Raw genomic sequence first — 14584 nt, 5'->3', positions numbered from 1 at the left:
AACTACTACTAGTTACAGAAAATGATAATCCCTCATTCCCCAGCGGGTTATGTGTCTTTTTGTGTACCCTTATGAGGTAAAATAAATTTTGTCGAAGTTCAAGAACTATTTAGTTAGAAAATTATCATGACAGTTTCCACGATCTCTGAATCCCAAACAAGCAAATTTGACTTAGAGCAGTTAAATCAACAACTTGAAACTGCGACTCCTAAAGAGATACTGGCCTGGTCTATCGAAAATATCCCCACAGGACTGGTGCAAACCAGCGCCTTTAACGTGGATGACATGATAATTACCCACATTCTTTATAGTGAACTGAAGCATCCAGTCCCGGTGATCTTTCTCGATACCCTGTTCCACTTCCCCCAAACTCTAGAACTAGTTGCTAAAAGTAAAGAAATCTATAACCTGGATTTGCAAACCTACAAAACTCCAGACTTAGATAGCCGCGAAGCCTTTATTGCTAAATACGGCGAAGCACTTTGGGACAAAGATATTACCCAATTCCATCACGTTACCAAAATTGAACCACTGATGAGGGGTTTAGACGAACTTAACACCATCGCTTGGATTACCGGTCGTCGCCGCGACCAAGCAGTTACCCGTGCTAATATGCCCTTTTTGGAATTGGATAGTCAAGGACGTTTGAAAGTCAATCCCTTAGCTAACTGGACACGTAAAGATAGCTGGGCTTACGTAGCTGAACATGGAGTAATTTACAACCCCCTGCACGACCAAGGCTATCCCAGCATTGGCGATGAACCTATCACCACCAAAGTAGGCGAAGGTGAAGACGAACGCGCTGGACGCTGGCGGGGAACTGGTAAAACTGAATGTGGAATTCATATTTAGTCAGTAGTCATTTGTCATTTGTCATTAGTATTAGACAAAGGACAAATGACTCAGAACAAAAAACTAATTATGATTAAAATCCTCCATCTGTCAGATATCCACATGGGGAGTAGCTTCTCCCACGGACGCATCAATGCTGTAACAGGATTAAATACACGATTGGAGGATTTTGTCAATACATTATCTATATGTATTGACCGAGCGATCGCAGATCCTGTAGATTTAGTCATATTTGGTGGCGATGCTTTTCCCGATGCAACTCCACCGCCTTATGTCCAAGAAGCTTTTGCTAGCCAGTTTCGCCGTCTTGTGGATGCAGAGATTCCGACGGTGCTGTTGGTAGGAAATCATGACCAACATTCCCAAGGCTTGGGAGGAGCGAGTTTAAATATTTACCGCACCTTGGGAGTCAGAGGTTTTGTTGTGGGTGATACCTTAACTACCCACGAAATCCAAACCCGTAATGGTAAAGTGCAAGTCATTACCCTACCTTGGCTGACACGTTCAACGTTAATGACTCGCCAAGAAACTGAAGGTTTATCGATTGCAGAAGTCAATCAACTGTTAACTGACAGGTTACAAGTTGTTTTAGAAGCAGAAATTCGTCGTCTTGACCCTGATGTACCTACTGTACTCTTAGCACATTTAATGGCTGACAATGCCACCTTGGGAGCCGAACGCTTGTTAGCTGTCGGGAAAGGTTTTACTTTACCTTTATCTTTGTTGACAAGGCCTTGTTTTGATTATGTCGCCCTAGGACATGTCCACAAGCATCAAAACCTGAATAAATCCAACAATCCGCCGGTGATTTATCCAGGAAGCATTGAGCGGGTGGATTTTAGCGAAGAAAAAGAAGACAAGGGTTATGTGATCGTAGAATTAGAGCCAGGTAGAACTAATTGGAAGTTTTGTCCTTTACCTGTGCGGACTTTTCGGACAATTGAGGTAGATTTATCTAAGGCAGAAGATCCGCAAGCAGCATTAATCAAAGCGATCGCTAAACATGATCTTCAAGATGCTGTAGTTCGCTTAATCTATAAAATCCGCTCGGAACAATTAGATTTAATTGATAACTCCTCACTCCATAGTGCTTTAAATTCTGCTCATACCTACACCATTCAACCAGAATTACTGAGTCAGCTAGCTAGACCCCGCATTCCCGAACTGACTGCTAGTAGTAGCATTGATCCATTAGAAGCATTAAAAACTTATTTAAGTAATCGCGAAGACCTCAAAGATATAGCCGGCTCAATGCTAGAAGCTGCACAGAAGCTACTCACCGACGATGTGGAAGTCTGGCTAGAAGCCACAGCTAATAAGTAGAATCACTACTAATAGTATGTAAATAATTATACTAAAATCAAGGTACGGCGACAGATAGCTAGGGGTACAACATTGTTGTGCCCTTATGAATAATTTATCTATCGCAAACATGATTTAAAACCTTAAAAAATTCTTTTGTTAGCCCTATGACGTATTACTAATGACATAATTCTTCGGGAAATTATGTATAAATACAACCTGGTTTTTGGGCTTGATAGCAGTAAAAACCAGGTTTTTTTCAACTATCTTGCTATTTTTAAGTGGTAGAGAAATTGCTTCATAAACGATTGCTCACTTAGTAAACAAAAATGAAGCTTGATGAGAACTTTTGTTCTATATATCGTATAATTTTTTTTAATTACGGTAATTAGCTCAAAATACCGTAGATTTAGGGGTGATTGGAAATGAGCAAATCGCAACATCCGACACAATTAAGTACGGATCTAACAGAGCGAATGCGGATTTATGTCATGAAAATTTGGCAAACTATGCAACTTTTGTACCAACAAAAAATTAGAAGTTGGTTCAATGGACGTTCCCTACAAAGCGTTGTCAGTCTATTTTTAGTAGGTACTTTTTTTAGTTTATTAGTTGCTGCCTGTTCGGGAAGCAGTACAGCTAGTAAATCTGATGTCAAGCTGAGATTGGTTTCCTTCTCAGTTACCAAAGCCGCCCATGACCAAATAATTCCCAAATTTGTGCAAAAGTGGAAACAAGAACACAATCAAAATGTCATTTTTGAGCAAAGTTATGGCGGTTCTGGCGCTCAAGCTGCTGCTGTGATTTCTGGCTCACAAGCAGCAGATATAGTACACCTCGCTCTACCTTTAGATGTCAACAAAATTCAGCAAGCAGGTTTGATTAAATCAGGTTGGGAAATTAAATCTCCCAGAAATGGTATTGTTAGTAGATCAGTCGCTGCAATTGTTACCCGCGAAGGCAATCCCAAAAACATTAACAATTGGCAAGACTTGGCAAAAGATGGCGTAAAATTGATTGCAGCTAACCCAAAAACTTCTGGTATTGCTATTTGGGAATTCTTAGCTTTTTGGGGTTCGGTCACGCTCACAGGTGGTGACGATGCAACAGCCTTAGATTATCTCACTAAAGTTTATCAAAACGCCCCTATTCTCACTAAAGATGCTCGTGAAGCTAGCGATTTATTTTTCCAACAAAATCAGGGAGATGTTTTAATTAACTACGAAAATGAGATAATTTTGGCAGATAAAAACGGCTCAAAATTGCCTTATGTTGTACCCCAAGTCAACATTTCTATCGATAATCCTGTAGCCATAGTCGATAAAAACGTTGATCAGCATGGTACAAGAGAAGTTGCACAAGCGTTTGTGGATTTTCTTTACTCAACAGAAGCCCAGCGCGAATTTGCTAAATTAGGATATCGTCCAGTTAACCCGACTGTCACTCAAGAAGTTGCATCACAATATCCTCCAGTCCAAACTTTATTTACTTCTCAAGATTTAGGTGGCTGGGATAATATTCAGAAAAAGTTTTTTGAAAATGGGGCAATTTTTGACAAAGTTCAAGCTGCTAAAAAAGTATAGAAGCTCACTTTTTTATCCAGCCTGAGTTAGTTGCAATCAATATTATCGGAATTGATTAATTTATGAGTCTTTGGAGCCGATTTCAGAATAGCTTTTTTTTAGCATCTTTAATGCTCATTGCTAGCAATATTACTGCTTGTAATAGCGGACAACAACTAAAAAATCAAGTGAGTATTGATGGTGCAGCAGTAGGTTTCCCCATTTCGCTAGCAGTTGCTGAAGAATACGAAAAGTTTAAACCGGAAGCTCAAGTGAGCGTTGCTTCAAGTGGTACTGGAGGCGGTATCAGCAAATTTTGTAATGGTGATATTGATATTGTTGGTGCTTCTCGGACAATTCGAGATGAAGAAATCAAAAAATGTAATAGTAAGAAGATTGAATTTGTCGAGTTGCCCATAGCTTTAGACGGAATTGCTATAATTGCCAATCGTCAAAATAACTTTGCTAAATGCCTAACTATTGATGAACTAAAAAAGATTTGGAGTGCTAAATCAGATGGAAAAATATTAAATTGGAATCAAGTTAATCCTAAGTTTCCTAACCAAAAAATGAAGCTTTATGCTCCCGCTTCAGATACAGGAACGTTTGATTATCTGACTCAGGCTGTTACAGGAAAAGCCAAAAATGGACGTACCGATTACACTCCTAGCCACAATCAAAACCTGCTGGTGCAAGGGGTAGCCGGTGATGCATCAGCCTTAGGTTATGTAGGCATATCTTACTACATTCAAAACCAGGAAAAACTCAATTTAGTTGCTGTAGAAAGTCCTACAGGGAAATGTGAAAAACCAGTTCCCGTAGATAATGTGATCAAAAATGTCTACACACCTTTATCTCGTCCCCTGTTTATTTATGTCAGTAAAAAATCCTTAGATAACAAGCCAGCAGTCAAAGAATTTGTCGATTTTTATCTAGAAAATTCTTGGAAGTGGGTAGATAGCGTTGGTTACGTAGCACTACCTGATGAAGCTTACGTCAAGGTAAAACAAAAATTTGCTACTGGTGAAACTGGCACAAAATTCAAAAAAGCCAAACCAGGTGAGCCGATTACAAACTTTATTTAAAAAGCAGTGCTTCGACTTCGCTCAGCAACCGGGGGACAAATGACAAATGACAAATGACAAATGACAAATTTTATGCAACATTCAAATTTTGCAGAAGATTCTTTTCAACGTTCTAGGCAGTCACTAGATAAAAATGCATCTGAAGATATCCAAGAAAATATTGTTGCGGCAATTTTATTTGCTTGTGCTTTAGTTTCGGTATTTACCACCTTTGGCATCGTCCTAATTATCTTTCAGGAGACAATTGGTTTTTTCAAAGAAGTTTCGTTTGCGCAATTCTTTCTGGATACTAAATGGACACCTCTGTTTGCAGAGAAACATTTTGGTATTTGGCCTTTAATTAATGGTACTTTCTTAACTACAGCGATCGCAATGACGGTGGCGATTCCTTTAGGTTTATCTTCGGCGATTTATTTAAGTGAATATGCTCAACCTAAAGTAGCAGCAATTTTACGTCCGGCGGTGGAACTTTTGGCAGGGATACCAACGGTAGTCTATGGCTATTTTGCACTGTTATTTGTCACACCATTACTACGAAATTTTTTCCCCCTGGAAATTTTCAACGCCTTGAGTGCAGGGTTAATGATGGGAGTAATGATTACTCCTACTGTTGGTTCTATCAGTTTAGATGCTATTCGCGCAGTTCCCCGTTCTTTAAGAGAGGGAGCCTACGCTTTAGGTATTACTAAATTGGAAACAATTTTTAGAGTAGTATTACCAGCAGCGCTGTCTGGAATTATCGCCTCAATTATTTTGGGTACTTCTCGCGCGGTGGGTGAAACTATGACTGTAATTATCGCCGCCGGACAACAGCCAAAACTTACTATTAATTTCGCAGAATCAGTTGAAACAATGACAGCTTATATGGCGCAAATTTCTGGTGGAGATAGTCCCCGTGGTAGCCTCAATTTCCAGACTTTATATGCTGTAGGTGCTGTTTTATTTCTGCTCACCTTAGTTTTAAATATTGTGAGTTATTGGATTTCTAATCGCTTTAAGGAAAAGTACGAGTAATAGAAGGCAGAGGGGCAAGGTGTTAGGGGGACAAGGGGATGAGGAGAAATATTAAATGCCCAATGCCCAATGAAAACTGAAAACTGACAACTGACAACTGACAAACATGGCTAGAGCTTATCAACGAGATGATTCTTTTAATTCAGCAACAGAATTTACTGATAATGTTGAGAGTAGAGAAAAATTAGGGAAAGTATTTGAAGTACTTTTTTTGTTAGGGTTGCTGATTGGTGTATTCGTCCTAGCGTTGCTACTTTTTGATATTTTAAAAGACGGATTAGGGAGATTTTTGACACCTGGATTTTTGACGGAAACTCCTTCTCGTTTCCCTGAAGACGGCGGTATCCGTCCGGCTATTATCAGCAGCATTCTTTTAGGGCTTGTTGTCCTGTTTGTGACGGTACCAATTGGTGTGGGAGCAGCTTTATATCTTGAAGAATATGCACCAAAAGCCTGGTGGACAGCAATTATTGAGATCAATATCAGCAATTTGGCGGGTGTACCTTCGATTGTTTACGGCTTGCTGGGTTTAGGGGTTTTTAATTATTTGCTTGGCTTTGGCCCGGCGTTAATTTCTGGAGCATTGACTTTATCTTTGCTATCTTTGCCAGTGATTATTGTGACATCTAGAGAAGCAATTCGCGCCGTTCCTGATTCAATCAGAAATGCTTCTTACGGCTTAGGTGTTACAAAATGGCGGACAATTAGTCATCATGTCCTACCTTATGCTGTACCTGGTATTCTCACAGGCGTAATTATTTCTGTATCCCGCGCCATTGGTGATGCAGCTTCTCTAATTGTTGTTGGTGCTGTGGGGTTTCTTACCTTTAATCCTGGTTTGTTCCAGAGATTTATGGCATTACCAATTCAAATTTACAGTTACATTACTCGTCCAGAACCGGGTTTTGCTAATGCAGCAGCAGCAACAATTATTGCTTTGCTAAGTTTGATTTTAGTTCTTAATGGTGTGGCAATTTATATTCGGCAACGCTTCTATCGTTAGATAGCAAAGTGCATTCAATAGTTAATAAGTTTTCTAGGCATTCATTGATATTAGGAGCTAGGTAAGATGACTTTCAATAATCGTAGAAGTCAATTGAATAATCATGGCACGCTTAACCAAGAAAATAATGCAGTATTTGATGTTGAGGGTCTTAAAGTTTACTATGGTGGATTTTTGGCACTTCTAGATGTATACATCAAAATTCCTGAAAAACAAATTACAGCTTTTATTGGGCCTTCAGGATGTGGTAAAAGTACTTTACTACGTTGCTTCAACCGCATGAATGATTTAATTACTGGAGCGAAGGTAGAGGGGAGGTTGCATTATCGCGATCGCAATATTTACGATCCCAAAGTTAATTCAGTAAAATTACGTAGGCAAGTGGGTATGGTTTTTCAAAGACCAAACCCATTTCCGAAATCAATCTACGAAAATATTGCCTTTGGTCCGCGTTCTAACGGTTATAAAGGAAACCTCGATGAATTAGTCGAAGATTCCTTAAGACGCGCCGCCATTTGGGATGAAGTCAAAGATAAACTCAAACACAAGGGTACGGCCTTATCTGGTGGACAACAGCAAAGGCTATGCATAGCCAGAGCGATCGCTATGAAACCAGATGTATTATTAATGGATGAACCATGCTCTGCACTTGACCCCATTTCTACCCGTCAAGTGGAAGAACTCTGCTTAGAACTCAACGAGCAATACACCATTATTATGGTGACGCACAACATGCAACAAGCTTCGCGGGTTGCAGATTGGACGGCTTTTTTCAATACCGAAATTGACGGATATGGTAAACGTCGGGGTAAATTAGTCGAGTTTAGTCCGACAAAGGAAATCTTCTCTTCTCCTAAGACTAAAGAAGCTGAAGAGTACATTAGTGGACGCTTCGGTTGAAGCAATTTTCAAAAGATGTTTTGTGTCTTTTTGTCAGTAGTCAGTAGTTAGTGGTAAAGAAATTCTTCCATCGCCAACAGCGAAGGTATTAAACTCCTTCAAAAAACAATGAGAAGTAGGGGTTTAGCGAGCATTGCTAAACCCCTACCGCTTTGCGCAATAAATTCATTAACCCTTTTGTCAGGATTTAATCGGAATTTCAATCATAAACTCTGTTCCCTCTCCTGGTTTAGAAGAACATCGAATTTGACCGTGATGTTTTTCTACTATGATTTGATAGCTAATAGATAACCCTAATCCTGTACCTTTACCTACGTCTTTGGTGGTAAAGAAGGGGTCAAAAATGTGCGATCGCACTTCTTCTGGCATCCCCAGACCATTATCTGCTATCCTAATTAAAATTTGGTTATTTAATGTCTGCGTATTAATCCAAATAGTCAAAGGAATTTCTGGACAAGGTTTTGATAATTGCAAATACTTGTGTTGGATGGTTTGATACTTATCATCTAATGCATCAATGCTGTTACTCAGAATATTCATCAGCACCTGATTTAGTTGTGCAGGATAGCATTCGACTAAAGGTAAATTACCATATTCTTTAATAATTTTAATAGATTGACGCTCTCTATTGTTTTTAAATCGATGCCCTAAGATCAGTAAAGTACTATTCAATCCTTCATGAATATCTACTAATTTCAATCCAGACTCATCTGTACGTGAGAAGTTTCGCAATGATAGTACAATCTGGTGAATCCGCTCTGCTCCTATATTCATAGATTCAATAGTTTTGGGTAAATCTTCAATAATAAATTTCAACTCTTTTTGATTAATTTTGTTTTGTATATCTGGGGACAATGAGTCATTTTTCTGATAAATTTTGATGACATTCAGCAATTCTTGAGTATATTCATGCAAATGTATGATATTGCCTTTAATAAAACTGACAGGATTGTTTATTTCATGGGCAACTCCAGCAATTAGTTGTCCTAATCCAGCCATTTTTTCACCCTGAATTAATCGGGACTGAGTTTGTTTTAATTCTTGCAGAGCTTGAGTAAGTTCTAAAGTTTGACGCTTGGTTTGTTCGAGTAATTCTCCTTGCTGAATAGCAATTCCTAATTGCACACCTACTTGAGCAAGTAAATTAATTTCTTCGTCCTTCCAATAGCGTGGTTGGGAATTTTGATAAGCTACTAATAATCCCCATAATTGCTCACCTTGTCGAATAGGAACAAAAGTTTCATTGCGCGGTAAATCGTTATCGTCGTCTGTACCTGCAAAGGTTTCTATCAGCATTGGTTGAGCTTTTACCAAAGGTTTCCAACCATCTTTAAAGGAATCTGCCACAAATTTACCGCTCCAATCTGAGTTGAAGCGATAGATAGCAATCCGCTCAACTTCGAGCAACTCAAGCACAGCTTGAGTTGTGGTTTTAAAAATAGTTTGAATGTCGAGTGATTGGCGGATTTTATCAATAGTAGCAGCTAGCAATTTTTGCCGTTCCATTGCTTTATCTCGCTCTGTAGCTTCTGCTAATTGAACAGCCTGATTTTGAAATTTCTTTAAATAAGAATCCTGTTTTAATGCAACTCCTAATTGCTCAGCTATTTGCGTAACAAATTCAATTTCTGAAGTTTGCCAATGACGAGGAGCATCGCATTGATGAATACAAAGTAATCCCCAAAGTTCACCTTGATTTAATAAAGGCGCGACCATATTGGCACGAACTTGAAATCTTTCAAGAATTTGAATATAACAGGCTGGAAGCGTTCCTTGATAAATATCAGCAATTGTATTGACTCGGCCTTGGGCGTAAAGCGGTGCAAATTGTTCACTAAAACAGTGATCGTAAACTTTTTCTTTGATTCCAGAAGTCCAACCGGAAGCTATATCTTCATAGATAAATTCTCCTTCCCAGTCTTGTTGAGGATCAAAACGGAAAACCCCGACTCGGCTGGCTTTTAATAGTTGTCTTACTTCAGTCACAGAAGTTTGAAAGATTCTTTCTAAATCTAAAGACTCACGAATCCGGGCAATAACACTAGTTAATGTCTTTTGTTGCTCTGCTTGATATCGTGCTTCAACTAAAAGTTCGTTGTGTTGTAAAGCAACTTCTAAGTTTTCGGCAATTTGGCTAACAAATTCAATTTCAGTAGATTGCCAAGTTCGAGGATTGCTGCATTGATGAACACACAATAAACCCCATAAATTACCTCGTTTTAGTAGCGGAACTAGCAGATTTGCCCGCACTTGGAATTTTTCGAGAATCTCGACATGACATTCACTTAATTCTGCGGCATAAATATCTGCAATTGCTTGGATTTGTCCTTGTCGATAATGAGCCGCAAACTGTTCTCCAAAACAGTTATTGTAAACCTTGGTGGCGATAATCGAGTCCCAATTAGGTGCTACGTTTTCCGAAATAAATTCTCCTTCCCAATCTTTTTGAGAATCAAAACAAAAGACTGCTACTCTGTCTGCTTGCAGCATTTGCCGCACTTCTTTGACTGTAGTCTGGAAGATGGTATCTAAATCTAAGGACTCTCGAATGCGAGTAATGACGCTGGTTAAAGTTTTTTGTTGCTCTGCTTGGTATTGAGCTTGTACTAGCAACTGATGGTGTCGCAAGGCTACACCAATTTGTGTGCCGATTTTGGTAAGTGATTCGACTTCATAAGATTGCCATTCTCTGGGCGAAGAATTTTGATAAGCCGCAATAATTCCCCAGAGTTTGTCACCTTGAAGAATCGGGGCTGTAGCAAAGGCTTTGGCTTGAAATTGCTCTAACAGGGTGACGTGACAGTTTGATAATCCTGCTTGATAAATGTCATTGGCAATAAATGTTTCGTTGTCAACGTAGCGTCCCCCTTGGTTTTGCTGTAAATAAGTATCATTAATCGCAGGTTCTACACCAATCAAAGATTTCCAGCCTTCAGCAAATGATTCAGCGACAAAGCTACCAGTCCAATCTTGATTGAAGCGAAAGATTGCAACTCGGTCGGCTTGCAGCAGCTGGCGGATTTCATGAGTCGTCGTCGCAAAAATGCTTTCAATATCCAAGGGTGAACGAATTTTATCAACAATCTGAGCAATTACTTGATCACGTTGAGCGGCTTGCGTCAATTTTTTCGCTTGTAGTTTAGCTTGATGCAGATGCTTGGCTTGTTGAATTGCTACAGTCAGATGGTTAGCAATTTGGCGGATAAATTCTATTTCCGATTCTTTCCAGTTACGCGCTTCACTGCACTGATGAATACAAAGCAAGCCCCACACTTCTTGCTCTCTCAAAAGCGGCACAATAAGGTTGGCGCGGATCTGAAATTTACTTAAAATTTCTACATGACAATTACTTAGTCCGGCATCATAAATATCAGCAACTGCTTGCACTCTACCTTGTTGATACTGAGCCGCAAATTGTTCTCCAAAACAGTGGTCGTGAACTTTTGCGGCGATTACCGAGTCCCAATTAGGTGCAACCTCCTCATAAACAAATTCACCTTCCCAGTCTCTTTGATGGTCAAACTGGAAGACTGCTACTCGGTCAGCATTCAACAATTGCCGCACGGCTTTGACGGTAGTTTGAAAAATCGTTGCTAAGTCAAGAGACTCCCGAATTCTTACAATCACATTGGCCAGGGCTTTTTGCTGCTCTAGTTGTTCTTGGAGGTGAGTGCTTGACAATAGAAGTTGATTTTCCGTAGAAGTTGAATTAAGTTCCATTGCTCTTAGTTATGGGAATGTTCTTAAACAGATGTTTGCTAGCACACTTCTCTAAGGCGACTAATGTCAAATCCTTGAGGATGAAACACTGCAAAATTTTCCAGTGTCCATCTGTTTGCGAGAGGTTATTTCTATATTTCCCATTTATTGATTTATATCTTCACAATTTTTGATAAATAGACTACCCTATGCAGGCTTGAGCATTGCTAAACCCTGACGACAGATTTGCTGCAAATAAAAGAAAATTGCTGTAATTTATCAATACCTTCGTCAAAATCTTGCCGTGCCAAGAATTGATGAAGTGTGCTTAAGTTTTGTGTAAATTCTGGAGAATCTGCTGAGGCTTGTTAGTACTTTGTTGGAGTAGGATTTAACTCAAGTACTTATACTGGGTGTTATGTCTAAATTACTGCCAGTCTTCTTAGCCGCCGCTACCGTTTTCATAACATCAACTAATCACCATAGTGCCACAATAGCAGGAACTTGTGCCTCTAAGTGTGGCCCGCGTCCGATTCAATTTACTCCCGGTCAATCTATCCGATTAGAAGTAGTAAATAGAACCTTAGGGTTGGTGAAACTAGAGCAACTCCAAGGAACAGACCCCCTTCCCCTACGACCGGGACAGGAATTGCAATTTATGCAGGGTGATGAGACACAGCCAAGAATTTCTCTGATGTTTTGGGATGAAATGGGATTACCACTACAAGCAATTATCTCTAAACCCGACTTTGCGACATTACGTGTAGAACTCCGTCCGGGGAAACGTAACCCTGGCGATCGCTCTCTTGAGATGCTCAGTGATGGTCATGTAAAAGTTTATTAAATTGTTGTCATTTGTCAATGGTCATTGGTCATTTGTGTAGGGGCGGGGTTTCCCCGTTTTTGACGACAATCTGTGACATGTGATCGTTGATAAAATCGGTGTGAAAAACTAGCAAAAGCGATCGCTTTAAGCTATGAGTTATGAGTTAGAGATCACTCGTAACTTTTATTGTGCTAGACATTGCTCGCTCAGAAACATCAAAACCTCGCCGACGCTTACCGAATCAACGTTGGCAAATTTATCCGCAAAAAGCCGAATTTGCCCAAAAGCTAGCTGCTTCTAGTAATATATCCCCGATTGTCAGCCAATTGTTAATTAACCGGGGGATTGAAAGCTTAGAAGCAGCACAAGCATTTTTAGAGCCAGAATCTTTAATTTTACCTGTGCCTTTAGAAGAATTCCCCGATTTGGCAATCAGTGTAGAGTTACTGCAAAATGCGATCGCTTCTGAAGAAAAAATTGCCATTTGCGGTGACTATGATGCTGATGGGATGACTAGCACTGCTTTACTGTTGCGCAGTCTCCGTGCTTTAGGTGCTAACGTTGATTATGCTATCCCTAGCCGGATGCACGATGGTTATGGCATTAATAAAAGAATTGTCGAAGAATTCCACAGCGAAGGCGTTGGGTTAATTCTCACTGTCGATAATGGGATCTCCGCAGTTGAACCCATCGCTAGAGCCAGAGAACTAGGATTAAAGGTAATTGTCACCGACCATCACGACATTCCCCAACAATTACCAAACGCTAACGCTATTCTCAACCCCAAATTAATCGCCGAATCTTCACCTTATCGCGGTGTTGCGGGTGTAGGTGTCGCCTATATCCTGGCGGTGTCTCTAGCACAACAGTTAGGCGAGACTAGGGGCTTAATCCAGCCAATGTTAGCACTATTTACACTGGGAACGATCGCAGATTTAGCTCCCTTAACCGGTGTCAACCGTCGTTGGGTAAAACGTGGTTTACAACTCTTACCCAAATCTCATTTACCAGGAATACAGGCGTTGATTCAGATTGCTGGGGTTCAGGCGAGGGGAGATGGACAAGGGGATACGGAGACGCGGGGACACGGAGAAAATTATCTCACCGCGTCCCCGCGTCAGAAAGTCTCCGCGTCATCTTCGTCCAAATCCCTAAAGCCTGAGGATATCGGGTTTAAGCTGGGGCCAAGAATTAATGCGATCGGTAGAATTGGCGATCCGCAGATTGTGATTGATTTGCTTACCACAGATGATATGGGAATAGCTATAGAAAGAGCAATGCAGTGCGAAGGTGTGAACCAGCAACGCCAGGAAATGTGTGAGCAAATCGAACAAGAAGCGATCGCTTATGTGGAAACTGAATTTATCACATCACTCCAGCAAGACCGGGTATTAATAGTTGTACAACCAAACTGGCATCATGGTGTAATTGGGATTGTCGCTTCCCGTTTGGTGGAACGCTACGGTGTGCCGGTGTTTATTGGCACTTATGAGGATGAAACACACATTCGCGGTTCAGCCAGAGGAATCCCCGAATTTCATGTGTTTGAAGCTTTGCAGGCTTGTCACGACTTGTTAGATAAATATGGTGGACACAAAGCCGCTGGGGGATATTCTTTACCAGCACAGAATTTATCAGCAGTGCGATCGCGTTTAATTGAGTTTGCTAACCAATGTCTGCAACCCCAACATCTCAAACCTCTACTGAAAATTGATACCCAAGTCAATTTTAGTGAAATTCATCACCAACTTTATCAACAGATCAATGCTCTCCATCCCTGCGGTATCGATAATCCCGATCCGGTGTTCTGGACACCTAACGTGCAAGTAGTTGAGCAACAAATAGTTGGTAAAGGTCACATCAAACTCACCCTTGCCCAAACTATCGATCATCAACAGTATAAAATTAAAGCGATCGCTTGGCGTTGGCGCGACTACTACCCCCTCCCTTCGCGAGTCGATGTTGCTTATAAACTGCGAGAAAATCATTTTAATGGTAATACCACCATCGAGATGGAACTCATAGGCCTGCGGCTAACAACACAGTCTCACCTATTTTTCTCCTCTTCACCTCATCCCTTAACCACCAGCTTTGAGTATAAACAACGCCGATACACCTGTGGTATCTTTCAACAGGGTTCCTTACCAGAATTAAGAATTAAAAATGCTGAAGGCAAAGTCTTAGTTATGCAACCAGGACATACAATTGGTTTACTGGGCAATAGCCGTGAAAATGCTCAAGAAGTTGATATTTGTCAACCACAGTATGACTGTATAATTCAAGCTGCACTTATGGCTTTATCGGTGCTGAATCATGAGTCGTAAATTTTCAAATATTAAGT

10 protein-coding genes are annotated in these 14584 nt (G+C 40.3%); 9 read left to right on the top strand and 1 reads right to left on the bottom strand.

Annotation, left to right across the window (positions count from 1 at the left end; translation table 11 throughout):
- Positions 1–126: 126 nt before the first annotated feature.
- From cysH to pstB, 7 genes are all read left to right on the top strand, one after another.
- On the top strand, positions 127–852 hold the full coding sequence (gene cysH / locus AACU32_RS22195; RefSeq protein ID WP_096603290.1) for a phosphoadenosine phosphosulfate reductase: 726 nt from the start codon (positions 127–129) through the stop codon (positions 850–852).
- 69 nt (positions 853–921) lie between these two features.
- The gene (sbcD, locus tag AACU32_RS22190; RefSeq protein ID WP_096608120.1) at positions 922–2175 is read left to right on the top strand and encodes an exonuclease subunit SbcD; all 1254 of its coding nucleotides are present in this window, start codon (positions 922–924) and stop codon (positions 2173–2175) included.
- 404 nt (positions 2176–2579) lie between these two features.
- Positions 2580–3737: a sulfate ABC transporter substrate-binding protein gene (locus tag AACU32_RS22185; RefSeq protein ID WP_096603289.1), complete on the top strand. Its 1158-nt coding sequence runs from the start codon at positions 2580–2582 to the stop codon at positions 3735–3737.
- A 62-nt stretch (positions 3738–3799) separates the two neighbouring features.
- Positions 3800–4801, top strand: a complete 1002-nt coding sequence (locus AACU32_RS22180; protein ID WP_096603287.1) for a PstS family phosphate ABC transporter substrate-binding protein — start codon at positions 3800–3802, stop codon at positions 4799–4801.
- 72 nt (positions 4802–4873) lie between these two features.
- Positions 4874–5815 carry a phosphate ABC transporter permease subunit PstC gene (gene pstC, locus AACU32_RS22175; protein ID WP_096608119.1) on the top strand — a complete coding sequence of 314 codons (942 nt, stop codon included), beginning with the start codon at positions 4874–4876 and terminating at the stop codon, positions 5813–5815.
- 106 nt (positions 5816–5921) lie between these two features.
- A complete protein-coding gene (gene pstA, locus AACU32_RS22170) occupies positions 5922–6818 on the top strand; it encodes a phosphate ABC transporter permease PstA (RefSeq protein ID WP_096603286.1) in 897 nt (298 codons plus the stop codon).
- A gap of 66 nt (positions 6819–6884) precedes the next feature.
- Positions 6885–7718, top strand: a complete 834-nt coding sequence (gene pstB, locus AACU32_RS22165) for a phosphate ABC transporter ATP-binding protein PstB (RefSeq protein ID WP_096603284.1) — start codon at positions 6885–6887, stop codon at positions 7716–7718.
- A 180-nt stretch (positions 7719–7898) separates the two neighbouring features.
- Here the strand turns inward: pstB and AACU32_RS22160 are convergent, their stop codons facing one another.
- A complete protein-coding gene (locus AACU32_RS22160) occupies positions 7899–11438 on the bottom strand; it encodes a GAF domain-containing sensor histidine kinase (protein ID WP_096603283.1) in 3540 nt (1179 codons plus the stop codon).
- A gap of 397 nt (positions 11439–11835) precedes the next feature.
- On the opposite strand from AACU32_RS22160, the gene AACU32_RS22155 reads away from it, so the two are divergent.
- Together AACU32_RS22155 and AACU32_RS22150 are read left to right on the top strand one after the other, a co-directional pair.
- Positions 11836–12261: a hypothetical protein gene (locus AACU32_RS22155; protein WP_096603281.1), complete on the top strand. Its 426-nt coding sequence runs from the start codon at positions 11836–11838 to the stop codon at positions 12259–12261.
- Positions 12262–12431: 170 nt separating this feature from the next.
- Positions 12432–14567 (top strand): single-stranded-DNA-specific exonuclease RecJ, encoded by a 2136-nt coding sequence (locus AACU32_RS22150; protein WP_096603280.1) that lies wholly within the window; start codon positions 12432–12434, stop codon positions 14565–14567.
- The last annotated feature ends 17 nt before the right edge of the window (positions 14568–14584 follow it).

Source organism: Calothrix sp. NIES-2100, assembly GCF_963875285.1.
GTDB lineage: Bacteria > Cyanobacteriota > Cyanobacteriia > Cyanobacteriales > Nostocaceae > Aulosira.
This window is presented reverse-complemented; position numbering and strand designations above follow the sequence as displayed.

Coding starts and splice junctions, on each gene's coding strand:
- cysH (WP_096603290.1), top strand. CDS start 127: ATGACAGTTTCCACGATCTCTGAATCCCAAACAAGCAAATTTGACTTA.
- sbcD (WP_096608120.1), top strand. CDS start 922: ATGATTAAAATCCTCCATCTGTCAGATATCCACATGGGGAGTAGCTTC.
- AACU32_RS22185 (WP_096603289.1), top strand. CDS start 2,580: ATGAGCAAATCGCAACATCCGACACAATTAAGTACGGATCTAACAGAG.
- AACU32_RS22180 (WP_096603287.1), top strand. CDS start 3,800: ATGAGTCTTTGGAGCCGATTTCAGAATAGCTTTTTTTTAGCATCTTTA.
- pstC (WP_096608119.1), top strand. CDS start 4,874: ATGCAACATTCAAATTTTGCAGAAGATTCTTTTCAACGTTCTAGGCAG.
- pstA (WP_096603286.1), top strand. CDS start 5,922: ATGGCTAGAGCTTATCAACGAGATGATTCTTTTAATTCAGCAACAGAA.
- pstB (WP_096603284.1), top strand. CDS start 6,885: ATGACTTTCAATAATCGTAGAAGTCAATTGAATAATCATGGCACGCTT.
- AACU32_RS22160 (WP_096603283.1), bottom strand. CDS start 11,438: ATGGAACTTAATTCAACTTCTACGGAAAATCAACTTCTATTGTCAAGC.
- AACU32_RS22155 (WP_096603281.1), top strand. CDS start 11,836: ATGTCTAAATTACTGCCAGTCTTCTTAGCCGCCGCTACCGTTTTCATA.